The sequence below is a fragment of the Psychrobacter sp. DWR1-2-3 genome (assembly GCF_049896465.1).
GTDB classification, from domain to species: Bacteria; Pseudomonadota; Gammaproteobacteria; order Pseudomonadales; family Moraxellaceae; genus Psychrobacter; species Psychrobacter maritimus.
The window spans coordinates 488,279-506,920 of record NZ_JAFCUJ010000002.1 but is presented as its reverse complement, the minus strand read 5'-3'; the positions used below and the strand labels follow the sequence as shown (position 1 = coordinate 506,920).

Genomic DNA, 18,642 nt, shown 5'->3' with positions numbered 1-18,642 from the left:
ATAGTTAAGTTTACACTTGTATATTGAGATTAACCAGCTTTTATCAAGTCGTAGAGTACCCACTTAATGGTTTTAGTAGTGCTAACTTCGCCAGTTTTATCTCCGCCATAAAGTCGATTATGCTATAATTCTCACTACCAATTTTACCAATTGAGATATCGACCATCACTGTCATATCCTCTTCCAGTGCTATACGCAAAGGGTTATCATGAGCGCTACTGCCGACGTTTCATCAGCTAATACCACAACCAAATCCTCGCCGACACTCAATACCGATCATCCATTTTGGCAAATCATTCGCACAGTACCAGACTTCCCAAAAGTTGGCATTGATTTTTATGATATTACCCCGTTACTGCGCAGTCATATTAATGCTGTGATTGATGAGATGCTAGCTGTACTGCCTGTGGGTCTGCTTGATGACGTCGATTGCTTGGGTGCAGTGGAAGCGCGCGGATTTGTATTTGCCAGTTTGCTCGCAGGTCGCTTGGGTAAAGGTATGATTTTGCTGCGTAAACCTGGCAAATTGCCACCACCGGTTGCCAATAAAGCTTATGCCTTAGAATATGGTAAAGACATGCTTGAGATGCAAAATAATTTGCCACCTGAGCGCGTGCTGTTGGTCGATGATATTTTGGCTACTGGCGGCACGCTGATGACTGCTTATGAGCTGTGCAAGTCTGCTAAGCACACGGTAGTTGGTGCCTTGGTATTGTTAGACCTTGTTGATTTACACGGCGAATTCCCTGTGCCGGTTTATACGGTTTTAAAAGCTTAGAGAAGAGTTTTTTAGCATAATAAAAAGCGCGCTGAATAGTTCAGCGCGCTTTTTAATGGCATGTACTTTGTTGATTCGTCTTGACCTGCGTTACTTATCTTGCTGGTAACTTTTACAGGCCTGCTCTACTAGCATGCGACTAATTGTTTTTGGCTTGGTCACCTTAAAGTCTTTGGTCGTCAATATCGGCTTTTCTGATTGCCAAGATTTTAACACTTTATCGTCAGCAGCGTAGTTGACGTAAGCGCGCCGATAGTAGCTAGAATCCTTACAAGAGATGAGTAATTGCTGGTCGCTATGATGGATGTCGGTTTCTTTAGTCTGTTTGTCCTTACCTTCCTTGCTGTCTTTTTCTTTACTATCCTTTGTCACCACGGTTTTTGGCGCGGGATAGGTTCTACGAATCGAGACGGTAATATTTTCGACTGCTTTTTCGTCAATAATATGAATGTCTGAGCGTTCGATAGAATCCAAATCTAAGCTAAAAATAGAGCCAGTCTGACTTTTTGATACCTCTAACCAGTTTGCCGCATAGCCACTCATTGCAAGCGTACTACCTGCTAATATCACTGCTAGCCGTTTCATAATCGAGCCTTGCTTTTTGTTATATAAAGTCGCTCATCATAGCCAACTTAATAGGGGCAGGCAAATTTCTTTTATGACAAGCGGTTCACGCTGTGGCAATCTTAGCACTCGTGATTAGCAGGCAGAGATCTCGGACATATAGTAAGTTTGGTTGTTAATCACGCATGTCTGCTAGCATTTTCGCAAGCTCATCACGCGCACCGATAAAGCCATCGATACCCTTAGGTAATAAGTCTTGTGTGACCGTATCTTGCTGATAAGCGGCACTGAATTCGTCGTGCGTTAAGCTGACTTTGGTCATGTCGGCCAAATCCATTGACATGCTTGGTGATAGCTGGCGTATCACTTCAACATCCATCGCTGCCAGCTCATCGATAAGATTGGGCGCGATGGTTAACAGGTCACAACCCGCCAATGCCAATATTTGCTCAGTCGAGCGGAAACTGGCTCCCATCACTTGCGTTTTATAGCCATGCTGCTTGTAGTATTGATAAATAAGCTTGACCGATTGCACGCCCATATCGTCTGAAGCGGGGACGTTTTGGCGGTTTTGCTGGCGTTTTTGCCAATCTAAAATACGCCCTACAAATGGGGATATCAGCGTCACACCAGCATCGGCACAGGCAATCGCTTGATGCTGACCGAATAATAAGGTTAAGTTACAGTGAATACCCTGAGTTTCAAGATAACGTGCGGCCTCAATCCCTTGCCACGTTGCTGCCATCTTAATCAAGACGCGCTCTGAGTCGATACCTGCTTTTTGATAGGCTTCCATAAAGCTTAAGGCTTTATCAATGGTCGCTTGGGTATCATAAGACAAGCGTGCATCGACTTCGGTTGAAACGCGACCTTCAATCAATGCCAGAATATTACAGCCAATTTGAATGGTCAGCTCATCAATCACCGCATCGATATCACCGCGATGGCGACTCATGGTTTCTGACAGCATGGCTTCATTATCCGGATGAATGAGCACTTTGGTAATGAGGCTGGGATTGGTAGTGGCATCGATGGGTTTTAGGCGCGCAATGGCGGCAAGGTCGCCCGTATCAGCGACAATAGTGGTCATGGTGCGAAGCTGTTGTAATGCGCTCATCAGATATCCTTGGTATGGTCAATTAACGTTGTTATGTTCTTATTTAGCGGTGTTATTTAAATTTGTTGTCCATGATGTTTTTTTATTCATACAGCGGTTTATCATGGTGGTCTTGCTTGGGATTTTGCTTAGCAATAGCGTCTTAGCGGTTTTTTGAACTTAAACCTATTAAGCTTATACGCTGTTAAAACTATGCGCCTTTAATAAGAGCCTTTAAACTGTATCATAGATTTAAGCGTCTGTAGCCTGATAGTTTCACAGAGCTTAGTCGTTATAGGGTATAACTGTGCTAAGATTTATAGAAAATTGACCGTTTACGCGCATTTACGAATGGGCACTGTCGATAGTTTTTGCTATAGTAGAGCCGATCAGCTGTTTGGCGCGCGCGAAACATCAAAAGTAAGTAAGCATTTATTATTAAAACAAGCATATTGCACAGACAGTCATAGCTAACAGTTATAAACTTTAGTAACAACATTAGAAAAAGGATGGGCGGTAATGAGTGAGCAGTCACCAGAGCAAAATGTAGACAAGATAAACCAAACCCCTGCAAGCGTCAGCGAGGCTGCAACTGATAAAGAGTTTTTAAACACATTGCGCCAAAGTATTGATGCGGTAGACTGCGAAATTCAGACGCTGATTAACAATCGTGCCAAACTGGCTCAGCAAGTGGCAACCGTGAAGAAAAACCACGTTGCCAATAGTCCTGATGCTGAAAAGACCAATCCTATTTTTTATCGTCCTGAGCGTGAAGCGCAAGTCTTAAAAGCGGTAATGGAGCGTAATACTGGACCTATTGCCGATGAAAAAATGGCACGCTTATTCCGTGAAATCATGTCGGTCTGCCTCGACTTAGAAGCGCCGCAACGTATTGCTTTCTTAGGTCCTGTTGGTACTTTTACCCATGCTGCAGCGTTAAAGCACTTTGGTAAAGCTGCTGATACTGTGCCACTAAATACCATTACTGACGTCTTTCGCGAAGTCGAAGCGGGCACGGCGATGTATGGTGTGGTACCAGTTGAAAACTCATCAGAGGGCGTGGTTAACCATACCTTAGATGGTTTCTTATCTTCTACGTTAAAGATAATCGGTGAAGTTGAGTTGCCTATTCACCAGAATTTCTTGGTTGCTGAACATACCAAGATAGATGGCTTAAGCCGTATCTACTCGCATCAGCAATCATTGGCGCAGTGCCGTCATTGGCTTGATGTTAATTATCCAAATGTCGAGCGCGTGGCAGTATCAAGTAATGGCGAAGCAGCCCGTCGCCTCAAAAACGAGTGGCATTCAGCGGCGATTGCCGGTGATGTGGCTGCTGCAGAGTACGATTTACATAAGCTTTACTCAAACATCGAAGACAATCCAAGCAATACCACGCGTTTCCTAATTATCGGTCATGAAGCCATTGCGCCATCAGGACACGATAAAACCTCAATTATGGTTTCAGCGCATGATAAAGCGGGCGCCCTGATCGAAATCTTAAAGCCTTTGTCTTATCATGGCGTGTCGATGACCAGTATCGAGACCCGCCCTGAACGTCCGAATAAATGGGCTTACGTGTTCTTTATCGATATGGATGGACACATTGAAGACGCAAATGTGAGTGCAGCGATTGCTGATATCCGACCATTGGTCAAAGATTTGCGTATTCTAGGTTCTTATCCAAAAGCCGTGCTATAAAGCTGGCTTAGTTAAAGTATTTATCAAACCGCTAGCAATGCTTAATAAGCAGATATTAACAAGTAGATATTACTAAACAGGTATTAACCAGCAGTAAATGCGTTATCACCTTTAAGGATAAATCATGCAGTCATCTCATTCGACAGAGTCAAATTTATCACCGCTAATGCCTGCTTATGACAGTATTTTAGAGCTGGCGCCTTATCAAACGGGAAAGCCGGTTGAGGAGTTGACGCGTGAATATGGCGTCTCAGACGTGGTAAAGCTTGCCAGCAATGAGAATCCACTGGGCTGCTCACCGCACGTTACGCTCGCGATTACCGAGCAATTGGGTGAGTTGGCACGTTATCCTGATGGCGATGGTTATTATCTCAAGCAAGCGCTTGCTGATGTCAATGATGTCAGTGTCGAGCAAATTACCTTGGGTAATGGTTCTAGCGATTTATTATATATTCTAGCGAGTAGTTTTGCCGGTAGTGATGATGCCATCATTTATAGCCAATACGCCTTTATCATTTATCCGATGCTGGCCAAAATGCAAGGAGCGACAGGCATAGAAGTACCTGCCAGTCGCTTTGGTCATGATTTAAAGGCGATGAGTCAGGCGGTAGCGGACAATCCTAATACCAAGATGGTGTTTATCGCCAATCCTAATAATCCAACCGGCACCCAGCTTGCGCATGAAGAGCTACGTGCGTTTGTCGCTAGTGTGCCAAGCTCGGTATTGGTCGTGTTAGATGAAGCTTATATCGAATATAGCCCTGAGAGTAACAATAGGGCGCTGCTCGATGAATTTGATAACGTGATTATTGTACGTACTTTTTCAAAAGCCTACGGATTGGCGGGTTTACGTGTTGGTTATGCGCTTAGCTCAGTGCCGGTCGCAGATTTACTCAATCGCATTCGTCAGCCATTTAATGTCAGTAGGGTGGCACTCGCCGCTGCCGCCGCGGCGCTTGCTGACCAAGATTTTATTGAAAAATCGAGGCTCAATAACCAAGAGCAAATGCGCTGGTTAGAAAAACAGTTTGACGCACTAGGGTTAGGGTTTATCAAGTCGCATGCCAACTTTATTATGGTTGAAATAGAAGTTGAGATGGAGGACATAACCGCTGCTTCTATTCATCAAGCATTGCTAGAGCAGGGCGTGATAGTCCGTCCACTAGAGAGTTATGGCTTGCCTAACTGGCTACGTATCACGGTAGGGGTTGCAGAAGATAATATGCGCCTGATTGATACCCTACGTTCAATCTTGACTGATGACTGATAAAAACTCAGCTATCTTTCGTTTAATAAGCAACTGATTCAATTAATTATTCAATTTTATGACGCTAATATCAGCTTGCTTTACGCTTACTGATGTTGGTTTGTTGAAAGAGAAACGCCGTGAGTCGCCAGAAAAATAATATTAGCAATATCCATAGTCAGCCGCCGTTATTTAAGCAAGTTTGTGTCATTGGTCTCGGGCTTATTGGTGCAAGTCTTGCCCAAGCCATCAAAGACAATGGTTTAAGTGAGCGCTTGGTGGCGGTTGATAGACATGCACCGAGCATCGACGAAGCCATTCAGCAAGGTTTGCTAGATGCGGGTAGTGCCGTCTTAAGTGAAGTGGTATCAGGCAGTGACCTAATTGTCATCGCCGTGCCAGTGCAAGCGGTAGAGGCCGTGTTTGTTGATATCAAAACCGCGATGGATAACGGACAGCTTGCTACTGATTGCATGATAACCGACGTCTGTAGTACCAAGGTTAATATCATTGAGGCGGCAAAAGCGGTCTTTACCTCATTACCAACGGGCTTTGTACCCGCGCATCCGATTGCTGGTGCTGAAAATTCAGGGTATCATGCCAGGCGCGCCACTCTATTCGTCAATCATAGCGTTATTATCTGCGAGCTACCAACGACCAATGATAGCGCCATTGCTAAGCTACGGCAGTTATGGGAAGCGGTAGGTGCGACTGTCATGCCGATGGCGGCTGATCATCATGATGCGATATTGGCGCATACCAGTCATTTACCGCATTTGCTGGCGTTTAATTTGGTTGAGCAGCTGGCAAGTCACGATGATAATTTAGATATGTTTCGCTATGCCGCAGGTGGTTTTCGAGATTTCAGCCGTATTGCTGCCAGCGACCCTAAAATGTGGCATGATATATTTTTTGCCAATCAAAGCGCCATTGTGAGCGCCCTTGATGAGTATGGCGTTTATCTACAGACCATGCGCCAGCTTATTATTGATAAAGATTCAACCGCCCTGATGGGACTTTTGGGCCGCGCGCAAGCCGCACGGCGACATTTTGGCCATATGTTAGCCAGCACCCCTTATACGGATACTTCTGCCATGTCAGCTTCTTATAATATTACCCCTAGCAACACCGTTTCTGGCACCATTACCATTCCTGGTGATAAGTCGATCTCGCATCGCAGTATCATGCTTGGTAGCCTTGCGACAGGTGTCACCAACGTCACTGGATTTTTGGAAGGTGAAGATGCGCTTGCCACTTTGCAAGCGTTTCGTGATATGGGTGTGAGCATTGAAGGCCCTGATAAAGGAAAATTGACCATCCATGGCGTTGGTATGAATGGTTTAAAGCCAAGCAAGACACCGCTGTATATGGGTAACTCAGGCACCAGTATGCGTCTGCTAGCCGGTATCTTAGCGGCGCAGTCATTTGATAGTGTATTGACCGGTGATACCAGTCTAAACAAGCGCCCGATGGAACGTGTGGCCGCGCCGTTACGTGAGATGGGTGCAGTAATTCAAAGTACCGGTCATAATGGTACTGCGCCACTGAGTATTACGGGTCGTGCGAATGTTGGTGAGCCTCTCCAAGGTATGGAATATGATATGCCGGTCGCGTCTGCACAGGTCAAGTCTTGCTTATTGCTGGCTGGGCTTTGGGCAAAAGGCACCACGACTGTCATTCAACCGGAAGTTAGCCGTGACCATACCGAGCGTATGCTATCAGCCTTTGGTTATCCTGTGACGGTTGACGGCAATCGCGTCAGCGTCGAAGGTGGCGGCACGCTCACAGGTGGTGATATTGCTGTGCCTGCTGATATCTCTTCAGCGGCATTCTTTATGGTCGCTGCGGCTATCAGTCAGGGTAGCGAGTTGACGCTAACGCAAGTCGGTATCAATCCGACGCGTACCGGTATCATCGATATCTTAAAACTGATGCAAGCTGATATCAGCTTAAGTAATGAGACCCATGTCGGCGGCGAACCAGTCGCTGATATCACTATTCGTAGTTCAAACTTAGTCGGTATTGATATCCCAGAATATTTAGTACCTTTAGCGATTGATGAATTCCCAGTGTTATTTATTGCTGCTAGCTGTGCCCAAGGTCGCACGGTGTTAACCGGTGCGAAAGAATTGCGCGTGAAAGAGTCGGATCGTATTGCTGTCATGGCAGATGGTCTACAAACGCTAGGCATTGATTGTATGGTGACTGAAGACGGGCTGATTATTGAAGGTAAGGGCATCGAAGGTAATGGCAGTAATGCTGATGTTAATGAAGTGAATAACAGCCAGCCAGTCTTTGGCGGCGGACATATCATCTCGCATCATGATCATCGTATTGCCATGAGCTTTGCGGTTGCCAGCTTACGTGCTTCTAAGCAAATTACCATCGAAGGTGTTGAAACCGTCAATACCAGTTTCCCAGGATTTGCTGAGCTTGCCAATCAAATTGGTATGTCTATTAAAGTGGATAATGGTGCAGCTTAATGCCATGTTAATATGATAAGCCTTATTATTTGCTTTTAAAGTATAGGTTTTTGAATTTTGGTTTTTGAAGTATTGAATCTTAAAGTGCTGTCTTTCAGGATTCAATAAAATCTAAAAGGTTAGTTGTAAACCTTAATGTAAAAGTCGTTTTAAAGATATTTTTTAACGTTGTTGTCGTGAGCAATGTGTTGATACTTAAATAGTATTAACGCATTGCTTTTTACTTTCTACCCTATATGTAGTAACCCTGCGCTCTTACCGCTAAGTTTTCATTGTTGATAAACATTAGGTGAGGTCGCGCTTTGCTCTAATTTAAGTTGTCTTGCCTTATGACTACTCAAAATGTTGTCAAAAAACCAGTCGTTCCCATTAAAACCACACGAAGTGGTATCGTCACTGCGCTGATTGCTTTTTGTATATGGGGCGCATTTCCTTTATATTTTAAACAATTAGCCGCTTATAACGCGACAGAAATCATCGGTCATCGTATTGTTTGGACGTTTGCCTGTTTGCTCATCGTCGTGGTCGTGACCAAGCGCTGGCAGTGGATAGATACTTTAAAGCAAAATCCAAAGTGGATAGCGTTGACATTTTTGTCAGGTATTATTATCGCCACCAACTGGCTCACTTACGTATGGGCGGTCAACCACGATCAAATCCTTGAGGCGAGCTTAGGATATTTTATCGGGCCATTAGTTGGGGTGGCGCTATCGATGATTTTATTCAAAGAGCGTCTGCGTACCCTGCAATGGGTCGCGATTGGGTTTGCGCTATTGTCTGTGGTCATTCAAGTGGTCATGCTGGGTAGTCTGCCATGGTTATCGCTCATTCTTGCCTTTAGCTTCAGTACTTATGGCACCATTCAGCGCCAAACGCCATTGACTGCGGTCGATGCGATGTTTGTTGAAACTACCATGCTGGTACCCATCTTCATTTGGTGGTTTTGGCAAGCGGATGTGGTTAGTAGCCAGCTGAGCTTTTGGTTTACGCCAAACATCTGGTTATTGATGCTGGCAGGTCCGATTACGCTCATACCGTTACTGTTATTTAATAGATCGACTAAACTGGTTGCTTATAGTATTTTAAGCTTTATGAATTATCTGACGCCGACCTTTATTTTCTTCTTGGCGGTATTTTATTATAAAGAGCCTTTTGACTTAAACCGTTTAGCCGTCTTTGGTTTGATTTGGCTCGGGCTGTTATTATTCAGCATTGACTTGTGGCGTCATCGCCCTAGTAAAGCGTTAAAAGCCGAGCGCTTGCGCGAAGAAGCGTTGCAGCAAAGTAAGTAAAAAAACAAAGTAAATAAAATTTTGGGCTAAAGACTTAAATTAAAAAGCTCAGTTAAAAAATTAATAAATAAGGATGAGCGCATGTTTCATACCGAATCTGATGTGGTGTTTGTCAAAGGCTTAACAGTAGAAGCAGTCATTGGTGTTTACGCGTGGGAGCGCGCTATTACGCAGCCGCTCCTAATTGATATAGCGCTTGAAACAGATATTAGTAAAGCTGCTGTTTCAGACGATGTCCATGATGCGCTCAATTACAAAGCGGTCTGTGATGATGTGAGCGAATGGTGCCAAGCAATTAAGGCACAGTTGCTAGAGCATTTGGCTGGGCAAATTGCTGATAAGCTGCTCGAAAAATACACCTGCCATAAAATTACGTTAAGCGTTGCCAAGCCGACTGCTATTCAGCAGGCTGATGCGGTTGGGGTGCAAATCACCCGTTATGCCAAAGCTGGTGCTGACAAGCCAACTGCAAGTAAAGGCGATGATGCGTAAGATGCATAAAAATCTGGCCGATTTAAATCTTGAGGACTTAAAAAAGTGTGCGCCTGAACAGCTGCAAACGCATTCTGTGACGGCGGTGGTATTGGCTTTGGGTAGTAACTATCAAGCAGAAAAATACTTATCGCTCATTCGAGAGAAATTAGCCGATTTAGGCGAGATACAGCTATCAACAGCGTTTCAAAACCCTGATTTTACGGCGACACCTGAGCTGCCAAAACCTGATTATACCAATCAGTGTGTTTATCTAACCCTTACATCTGCCATGACCTTGCAGCAGTTGCAGCAGACCTTTAAGCAGTTTGAAAGTGATTGCGGTAGACAGCGTTCCTCTGAGTCAATAAAAAATCCTATAAAAATAGTCACCATGGATATCGATATTTTACTAATAAAATTAGATGATAAACAAAATAGCCTAAGCAAAGAATGGATAATAATGGCGGATAGATATCCATTTAAGGCCCATGAAAGAGCAGGGATTGAAGAGTTAGTTTTAAATAGTTATTCAAAAGGTTAAGAAGGGTTTATTAAAGGATAATGTCTTTCTTCAAGTGCCTCAAAATAAAAGCTGGGCATTTTGCCCAGCTTTTATCAAATTTACATGGTTCAGCGCAAAGAGTCTTATTGCGCCGTTAAACCACCATCAACGATAAACTCTGAACCGGTTGAGTAGCTTGAATCATCTGACGCTAAGAATAGCACCATGCCGCTGACTTCTTCGGGCTGCGCCACACGTCTCATTGGAATGGTTTTGGCAAAAGCTTCAACCGCATCTTTGGTATCGCCTTGCATAATCATTGGAGTAGCGATGACGCCTGGATGAATGGAGTTCACGCGAATGCCATGAGGGGCGCACTCCAATGCTGCGGCTTTGGTCATACCGCGTACCGCAAATTTAGAATCGGTATAACCGATAGCGCCGCCAACTAAGCCATTAATAGATGAGATATTGATGATAGAGCCTTGTTTGGCTGCTTTCATCGTTGGAATAACCGCTTTCATGCCTAAAAATACCGACACTTGGTTAATCTCTAGAATCTTGCGGTAGTCTGCTACCAAGGTGTCTAAGATAGATTTGTGCGTCGTGATACCTGCATTATTGACTAAGACATCGATTTGACCAAATTTTTCTTGGGTTGCTTTAACGACTTGTGCCCAATCGTCTTCATTGGTGACATCATGCTTGATAAAGAGGGCGTTATCACCAAGCTCTTTTGCCAATGCATCGCCTTTTTCACTATTGATGTCGGTGAATACCACTTTAGCACCTTCTTCCATACATAAACGCGCATGAGTTTCGCCCATCCCTTGAGCCGCGCCTGTGATAATGATAACTTTGTCTTGTAAACGAGCCATGATATTTCCTATTTTTATTTATGGATAATGAAAAGTATAAGTCATGATGGCTGAATATTCATTAGTGGATATGAAACCATAAGCGGATATGCGATATTTTTAGACAATAATTTTAAATTTAGCCTGTAAATAATACTTTCAGATAATGAGTTTGAGAAAATGATGTATAAAGTGATATTAGATTTTTGTTTTAAAGAGGTCGGTAGCCAACAGTTTTTTGAAAAAGACGCAGATTTTGATAAGTTATTAATCGAGCGATACAGTGAATTGCTCGAGCAAGCAGCGGCGTCAGAGTTATATGAATGGCGATGTAGTATTGAGGGTAGGTTGGCTGAAATTATTGTATTAGACCAGTTCTCGCGAAATATTTATCGTGATACGCCAGCGGCCTTTGCTCAAGATAGTATGGCATTGGCGCTCGCTCAAGAAGCGGTTACTGCTGGCACATTAGAAATACTTGAAACTGTAGAGGCGCGTAAGTTTGTACTTATGCCGTATATGCACAGTGAGTCAAAACTGATTCATCAACGAGCAGTCACCCTGTTTGAGCAATATACCAATGCCGATACCGTAGAGGCTGAGATGAAACATAAAGTCATTATCGATCGATTTGGTCGTTATCCGCATCGCAATGATATTTTAGGACGGGTTTCGAGTGGCGAAGAAATAGAGTTTTTGACGCAGCCTGACTCGTCATTCTTATAGATATTATCTATTTAATAGCTAATAGATAAAACACTATTTATCAATTGGTTAACATAAAAAAAGAGGCTGTTTGGCCTCTTTTTATTTAGTATCTAATTATTTAGTATCTAAGATAGCTAGCAGCTTACTTCTGCTCAGCGCCTGCTGCATCCATATCAACACGACCAATTACATCTAAATCCTCTAAGCACAGCTTGTCGTATTCCTTTCGGCAAAAGTCAGGATCGATTTTGCACATCGCGCTTTGCAACTGATCTAATCGATTTTCTGATTGCTGGATATGTTCAAGCATTTTAGCAAAGGCTTCTGCGACAGGGTCTTGAGAGAAAGGGTCAATACCGTAAGCCTGAAAGGTTGTGGTTCGTTTGGTATTCGATACTTTGTCTTTGTCAGTACTGCCAGCTTGCGCGACTTTTTCTTGCTGTTTGGCATCTTGGACTTTGGTCGCGATGGGATTGCCTTTTTCATCGTGATTGTCTGAGATCATACGTGCCGCGCTACCGACCATCGTCGCACCTGCTGGTACAGGTTTTACCACCACCGCATTTGAGCCGATTTTAGCGTTTTTACCGACGGTAAATGGTCCTAATACTTTGGCGCCCGCACCAACTGTCACGCCATCTTCTAGCGTTGGATGGCGTTTGCCATTATTCCACGAAACACCGCCAAGGGTAACGCCGTGATATAGAGTGACATCATTACCAATCTCTGCCGTTTCGCCAATCACAACCCCGACACCGTGGTCAATAAAGAAGCGCCTACCGATTTTGGCAGCAGGATGAATCTCGATACCAGTGACGATGCGTGAGCCATAGGAGATCGCGCGCGCCGCCAGTTTTTGTTCATGATTCCAAAGGTAATGGGCGCCACGATGTAAGACAAGCGCATGGATGCCAGGATAGGTCAGGATGACTTCCAGACTATTCCGTGCCGCTGGGTCACGGTTGAATACCGCATCGATATCTTCTTTTAGGTCTTTTTTGATGCTGGCAAGCGATTTGAACAATTTGGCTGGCAATGACATAAGGCGTCCTATCGTATTTTTGATAACAATCTTTTTAGTTATAGCAGTTTAACAGTACAAAATATAGGGATGAGTGATAAATTAAAACAGAATATGCATAGATAAAACGCCAGTCAGTGGTGATTTGTCTACAAACAATCCTATGTGACTATATATGCTAATTAATTATCACTCGTCACATATTTTAACAGCTCGACAACCTGTTCAGGCGTTTGCGCCCATGCCATGGCTGCCGCATCAACTTCTTTTAGCGGATGAATAATATCTTCAGCATGCAAGGTAATATAAGGCTTGCCCAAAGCGGCGCAGTAGCCGGCATCAAATGCGGCGTTCCATTGTTTGTATTTATCGCCAAAGCGAATGATAGCGATATCACATTTTTGCATCATATTTTTGGTACGAATTGCATTCACCTTTGATGACTGATGGTCACGCCAGAATCCATTGTCATTTTCACCCAACACATCACCAGCCGCGTCGCTGGCTTCATGGTCAGTAACAGCTGAGGTAAAGGTAATAGCAAGACCATGCTCTTTCGCGCCTTGCATAATTTTTTGTCGCCAGTCGCTGTGTATTTCTCCAGATAAATAAACCGTCCAATTCACTGTTCACTCCTTTTTATTATTAAATTCACTATTAAATCATAGCACTTACAAAACAGCAGTACTTACAAAACAGTAGAACTTGCAAAACAGTAGAACTTGCAAAACAGTAGAACTTGCAAAACAGTAAGCCTACTGTTGGCAATGCCAAAAGATCAACGCCCTAAAAACTGTGGATAAGACGCTTTAATCTTTTGCAAGCTTAGCAATTAAAGCGCTTAATAGCTGATATTCTTTTTGATCAAGCTGTAAGCGTGAGCCCAGTCGTGATAGGCGCGACGGTAAAGACTTTAGGTTTTCACTATCGGCCAGTCCGCGTTGAACCATCAATTCAGTCGTGCGCTGAGTCAGCTGCTGTAATTGCTGCTGGCTAATGGCGGGTTCATCCCATTGTTGCCGTAGATGAACATCTAATGTTGGCTGAACCGCTGCATTTTTATCATTATCTAGGCTGTTGGTAGTCGCTTGATTATGGGTCTGCGCATAAGCAAAGATAAAGCTGGCAATCACTTGCACGGCTGAAGCTACGTTAAGCACTGGATATGCAGGATTGGCATCAATTTGAATATGATAATCAGCGTAAGCCAATTCTTCATTGGTCAATCCGCGGTCTTCACGCCCAAATAAGATAGCAATATTTGGCTTATTTGTAGATTGAGCATTTTCACTCAATTTAGTATTTTTATTATTATCGGCTACATCGAGAGCGGTTTGCTTATCGATAAAGTCAAACATGATTTTGGCAGCTTGCGTTGGCGTCACCACAGGGCGCGGTAAATGACGGCTACGACTGCTGGCCGCAAATACCAACTGGCAATCCGCTATTGCTGATTCTAACGTCGGCGCTATAGTCGCTGATGATAACAAATCGCTACCACCCGCCGCATGAGAGACACTGGTCTCATCAATGGGCAGCTTAGGGTCAATGACAGTCAAACGCGATAAACCCATAGTGTGCATGGCGCGTGCTGCTGAGCCTATATTGGCAGGCAACGTGGTATTGACCATGACGATTTGCACACAAGACAAATAGTCGCTTACCGTATGATTGACGGTTGCGGCTGCTAAGATTGAGGAAGAATCGTGATTCATTACAACCCCAGTCTTTGGTTTATTTCTTGCTCAACACGTTGCAACGCTACTGCAACCGCTTCAATAAGTTCCGCTTTGTCGCTGATAAGACGCTCGCGGCAAGCCTCTTGTAACTGCCCACTAAGATGCATCAATTGGGTTGCGCCCAAATTGGCACTGGCGCCTTTTAGCGCATGAGCAATTTCATAGCCATTGGCGTTGTCATCTTTTTGCTGCGCGCTTCTTAAGTCGGCAATGCGCTGCTGACTGTCGGTAAAATACACTTGTATCAAGTCAACAAATTCTTCTTCCAACAAGTCACGCATGTCATCAAACTGCTCGTCATTGATAATTTCATTAAGTTGAGCATTCATATTATTATTAGGGTTTTCAGTCATGATCATGTGTCCAATAAAGTAAAAGTTACAGCAATTAAGTTAACTAACAATCAGGTTAACTATAATGAAAGTGCAAATTGTCTTCGCTAACCATGCTCTTTAATTGCTGTAAGTTATCATCGTTAGGATAGACGCGCCAATGCTCAGATAGTCCTACATTGGCAATGCCGTATTCTTCATAAATGCTCAACCCAAGCGGTAGGCAATTATCATTAATAGAGGCATCGGTATTGCTAAGGGCATTATTGGCATAGCCATTGCCATTTTGATGTAGTGCATCTTGATGCATGTCATTTTCTAGCGCTAATAAATCATTGCCATCTTCATCATATAGGCTGCCACCCATCGATGGGTCATAAGCACCGTTACCGCCACCATTATTACCTTGCTCGTCCTGCTCATCGTTATAAGACAAGCGCGGCGCTGGTATGATGTCTGCTTGGGCGGATTTGAGCAGCGGCTGCATACGTGTCAGCAGATTAATATCACTGCCATGGACTTTGATGCTGATTTTTTTCAGCCAACGCAAGCGTGCATCAACCATGCTCATGGCATTATCAAGACGAGCAAACAGGCGTCCGTCACGCTCACGAATACTGCCTTTAATGATGACCACTTCATCAATTTTTAATTGCTCTTTGACACGGTTAAAGCGCTCGGCATAACAGCTGACCTCTAAGCGTGACGTGCCATCGTCTAAGGTAATGACGTTACGCGTACCAAAATTGGCAATATCAATAATCAAACCGGCAAAGTAGCAGCTGCCGTTATAGCCGGTATCTGTCAGCTTATCAAGACGGGCGCCTGAGGTATAACGTTTCAGCTCCTCACGATATTCATCGATAGGATGTCCCGTTAAATAGAGACCTAAGGTGTTTTTTTCCGCTTTTAGGCGGTGCTTATCACCCCAAATCAGCTCCTGCGTCATAACGAGTGGCGGCGCAGCAACGACACCATCCATTTCACCAAATAAGTCCATCATACCGATTTCACGGTTTTGACGATCTTGTTCCGCCGCTTGTACGGCGCTTGGCAACTGACTCATTAGCGCGCCGCGAATCTCGTATGCTTCATCGGCTGGCAAGTCTGGACGTAAGGTTGCCGCAAAGTCATCAAAACAGCCAGCACTGACCAAGGCTTCAAGCGTGCGTTTGTTAACCTTTTTAATATCAACGCGGCGGCAAAAGTCGTATAAGTCTTTAAACGGGCCATCCGTGCGGCGTGCAGCGACGATAGACTCGACGGCACCTTCACCAACGCCTTTAATTGCACCCAAGCCATAAATAATATTGGTCGGCGTATCAGCAACGAAATGCCATTCACTACGATTTACCGATGGATTGACGACGGTTAACTCAAAGTTTTCACGGCAGTCATTGATAAAGAACACCACGTTATCGGTGTTGTTCATATCGGACGTTAGGACGGCTGCCATAAATTCGGCAGGGTAGTATTGCTTTAAATAAGCGGTCTGATAAGCAAGCACGCCATAAGCGGCAGAATGCGAGCGGTTAAAACCGTAACCGGCAAACTTTTCCATCAAGTCAAACACGCCGCCTGACGTCGCTTCATCAATACCTTGCGCCGTAGCACCTGTGACAAAAATATCGCGCTGCTTAGCCATTTCTTCAGGTTTCTTTTTACCCATGGCGCGGCGTAGCATATCAGCGCCGCCCAAGCTATAACCTGCCATAACCTGCGAGATTTGCATCACCTGTTCTTGATAGACAATAACGCCGTTGGTATTTTCTAAAATCGGCTCAAGGTTTGGATGGTCATAAATGACTTCCTCGCGACCATGTTTACGGTCGATATACATCTCTACCATGCCTGCATCGAGCGGACCCGGACGATATAGCGCGCACATGGCGATGACGTCTTCAATATTGGTCGGTTGTAATTTTGCCAGATACTTTTTCATACCCATACTTTCTAGCTGAAAGACGGCAGTGGTCTTAGCATCTTGCAAGAGCTTATAGGCTTTTTTATCATCTAACGGCAAATCTTCTAATACAAGCGGGTCTTTGCCTTCTTTGGCGCGGCGTAGGTTGATGTTTTCAACAGCAGCGTTAATGACCGTTAAGTTACGCAGACCCAAAAAGTCAAACTTTACCAGCCCAACGGCTTCGACATCATCTTTATCAAACTGGCTGACACGGTGGCCATCGTCATCACAATAGATGGCGCTAAAATCGGTGATTTTATGCGGGGCGATTAGTACGCCACCGGCATGTTTACCGACGTTTCGACACACACCTTCCAGCTTAATCGCCATCTCCCAAATCTCAATGGCATCTTCATAATCCATATTGTCAGGATTGGAGATTAAGTCTTTAAGCTGCGGCTCTTGCTCAAGCGCCTGACTGAGCGTGATACCAGGTGTTTTTGGAATCAATTTGGATAATTTGCTGGCAAGGAAGTACGATTTACTTTGTACCCGCGCCACATCTCGTACCACCGCTTTTGCTGCCATGGTACCAAAGGTAATAATCTGCGACACCGCTTCACGGCCATAAGTTTGCGCCACATAATCAATGACGCGGTCGCGACCTTCAATACAAAAGTCAATATCGAAATCGGGCATTGAGACACGCTCAGGGTTTAAGAAGCGCTCAAAGAGTAAGTCGTAATGAATGGGGTCGAGGTCGGTAATATTTAGCGCATAAGCGACGAGCGAGCCAGCACCAGAACCACGACCCGGGCCAACCGGCACGCCATTGGCTTTTGCCCAGCGGATAAAGTCCATCACGATTAAGAAGTAACCGGGGAAGCCCATGGATAAGATAACTTCGAGCTCGTATTCTAAGCGCTCATCGTATTTTTGGCGAAAGTCGCTCCAGTTGTCAGTACGCGATTCAATCGGAAATAGCTTGTCCAGTCGATGATTAAGACCGCGTATTGATTCGGCGCGGAAAAATGATTCAATCGTCTCGCCTTCAGGTACGGGGAATTCAGGTAGGACGTTAATGCCGAGTGTCAAAGTCACGTTACAGCGGGTTGCTAAGCGCAAAGTATTGTCAATTACCTGCGGAATATCGGCAAATAGTTGTGCCATTTGTGCTTGGGTTTTAAGATATTGCTCATCTGAATACAGTCGTGGACGATTGGGGTCAGCAAGTACATACGAGCCTGCAATACAGACGCGCGCCTCATGAGCATCAAAATCATCTTGTTCTAAAAAGCGCACATCATTATGGGCAATAATAGGAATACGATGCTTGGCACCTGAGTGAATAGCCGCTTTAATAAAAGCGTCTTCACCTGAGCGGTTGGTGCGCTTGATAGCAAAATATAAGCGATCATCGAACTGCGCTTGCCATTCGGTCAGCAGCTCGTCAGCTTTTTCTGGCATGGAGCTGACCAGTGCTTGCCCGACATCAGATTTTTCAGTAAATAAAACAATGACACCAGCCGCGTGCTCTAAAACATGGCGACGCTCAACGACGGGCACCCCATGATTGGCAGCATCGGCGCGCCCTTCGGTAAAGCCAAGCGATACGATGCGGGTGATGTTTTGATAGCCCTCATTGTCCATCGCCAGCAAAACCAAGCGCGTGTCTTCATTATCCATAATGATTTCACTGCCGATGATTGGCTTAATACCTGCACCTAAGCAGGCACGATAAAACTTCACCGTGGCATAAAGGTTGGATAAATCGGTCAATGCCAGCGCACGTTGGTCGTCTGCCGCCGCTGCTTTGATAAGCGGCTTTATGCGCACGATAGAATCGGTGATTGAATATTCGCTGTGGATGCCAAGGTGTACAAATGCCATAGAGGACTCTTACGGATGCGATCAAAAAGGGTGTGGTGCTAAGAGAAAAGGTT

General features: G+C 44.6%; 16 protein-coding genes. 8 read left to right on the top strand and 8 right to left on the bottom strand.

The annotated features are described in order from the left end of the window. Positions 1-208 precede the first annotated feature (208 nt). A complete protein-coding gene (locus ACP7AA_RS05280) occupies positions 209-778 on the top strand; it encodes an adenine phosphoribosyltransferase (protein ID WP_201618588.1) in 570 nt (189 codons plus the stop codon). A 90-nt stretch (positions 779-868) separates the two neighbouring features. Here the strand turns inward: ACP7AA_RS05280 and ACP7AA_RS05275 are convergent, their stop codons facing one another. Further along, entirely contained in the window at positions 869-1,363 is a 495-nt protein-coding gene (locus ACP7AA_RS05275; protein ID WP_201563407.1) for a hypothetical protein, read from the bottom strand. Positions 1,364-1,517: 154 nt separating this feature from the next. Then, positions 1,518-2,459: a transaldolase gene (locus ACP7AA_RS05270; protein WP_426222838.1), complete on the bottom strand. Its 942-nt coding sequence runs from the start codon at positions 2,457-2,459 to the stop codon at positions 1,518-1,520. Positions 2,460-2,957: 498 nt separating this feature from the next. Between ACP7AA_RS05270 and pheA the strand changes: the two genes are divergently transcribed. The 6 genes from pheA to ACP7AA_RS05240 all read left to right on the top strand — a co-directional run bounded on the left by pheA (position 2,958) and on the right by ACP7AA_RS05240 (position 10,175). Further along, on the top strand, positions 2,958-4,139 hold the full coding sequence (pheA, locus tag ACP7AA_RS05265) for a prephenate dehydratase (protein WP_201618585.1): 1,182 nt from the start codon (positions 2,958-2,960) through the stop codon (positions 4,137-4,139). Between the two features lie 124 nt (positions 4,140-4,263). Next, on the top strand, positions 4,264-5,406 hold the full coding sequence (hisC, locus tag ACP7AA_RS05260) for a histidinol-phosphate transaminase (protein ID WP_426222837.1): 1,143 nt from the start codon (positions 4,264-4,266) through the stop codon (positions 5,404-5,406). A 119-nt stretch (positions 5,407-5,525) separates the two neighbouring features. After that, on the top strand, positions 5,526-7,868 hold the full coding sequence (locus ACP7AA_RS05255) for a bifunctional prephenate dehydrogenase/3-phosphoshikimate 1-carboxyvinyltransferase (RefSeq protein WP_426222836.1): 2,343 nt from the start codon (positions 5,526-5,528) through the stop codon (positions 7,866-7,868). 329 nt (positions 7,869-8,197) lie between these two features. Beyond that, positions 8,198-9,160: an EamA family transporter RarD gene (gene rarD / locus ACP7AA_RS05250; RefSeq protein ID WP_413500442.1), complete on the top strand. Its 963-nt coding sequence runs from the start codon at positions 8,198-8,200 to the stop codon at positions 9,158-9,160. 81 nt (positions 9,161-9,241) lie between these two features. After that, the gene (gene folB, locus ACP7AA_RS05245; protein WP_201628514.1) at positions 9,242-9,652 is read left to right on the top strand and encodes a dihydroneopterin aldolase; all 411 of its coding nucleotides are present in this window, start codon (positions 9,242-9,244) and stop codon (positions 9,650-9,652) included. Between the two features lies 1 nt (position 9,653). Then, positions 9,654-10,175 carry a 2-amino-4-hydroxy-6-hydroxymethyldihydropteridine diphosphokinase gene (locus ACP7AA_RS05240; protein WP_426222835.1) on the top strand — a complete coding sequence of 174 codons (522 nt, stop codon included), beginning with the start codon at positions 9,654-9,656 and terminating at the stop codon, positions 10,173-10,175. Positions 10,176-10,279: 104 nt separating this feature from the next. Here the strand turns inward: ACP7AA_RS05240 and ACP7AA_RS05235 are convergent, their stop codons facing one another. Beyond that, positions 10,280-11,014, bottom strand: coding sequence for a glucose 1-dehydrogenase (locus ACP7AA_RS05235; RefSeq protein WP_426222834.1), 735 nt, complete (start codon positions 11,012-11,014; stop codon positions 10,280-10,282). Between the two features lie 159 nt (positions 11,015-11,173). On the opposite strand from ACP7AA_RS05235, the gene ACP7AA_RS05230 reads away from it, so the two are divergent. Then, positions 11,174-11,719, top strand: a complete 546-nt coding sequence (locus ACP7AA_RS05230) for a DUF924 family protein (protein ID WP_426222833.1) — start codon at positions 11,174-11,176, stop codon at positions 11,717-11,719. A 124-nt stretch (positions 11,720-11,843) separates the two neighbouring features. On the opposite strand, the gene cysE is transcribed toward ACP7AA_RS05230, so the two are convergent. The 5 genes from cysE to dnaE all read right to left on the bottom strand — a co-directional run bounded on the left by cysE (position 11,844) and on the right by dnaE (position 18,589). Beyond that, positions 11,844-12,704, bottom strand: coding sequence for a serine O-acetyltransferase (cysE, locus tag ACP7AA_RS05225; RefSeq protein ID WP_426222980.1), 861 nt, complete (start codon positions 12,702-12,704; stop codon positions 11,844-11,846). 200 nt (positions 12,705-12,904) lie between these two features. Further along, on the bottom strand, positions 12,905-13,348 hold the full coding sequence (locus ACP7AA_RS05220; protein ID WP_201618578.1) for a YtoQ family protein: 444 nt from the start codon (positions 13,346-13,348) through the stop codon (positions 12,905-12,907). A gap of 183 nt (positions 13,349-13,531) precedes the next feature. Beyond that, a complete protein-coding gene (locus ACP7AA_RS05215) occupies positions 13,532-14,437 on the bottom strand; it encodes an RNA methyltransferase (RefSeq protein ID WP_426222832.1) in 906 nt (301 codons plus the stop codon). After that, a complete protein-coding gene (locus tag ACP7AA_RS05210) occupies positions 14,437-14,814 on the bottom strand; it encodes an Hpt domain-containing protein (RefSeq protein WP_426222831.1) in 378 nt (125 codons plus the stop codon). Before ACP7AA_RS05210 ends, ACP7AA_RS05215 begins: the two co-directional genes overlap by 1 nt. A gap of 55 nt (positions 14,815-14,869) precedes the next feature. Then, the gene (gene dnaE / locus ACP7AA_RS05205; RefSeq protein WP_426222830.1) at positions 14,870-18,589 is read right to left on the bottom strand and encodes a DNA polymerase III subunit alpha; all 3,720 of its coding nucleotides are present in this window, start codon (positions 18,587-18,589) and stop codon (positions 14,870-14,872) included. Positions 18,590-18,642 lie beyond the last annotated feature (53 nt).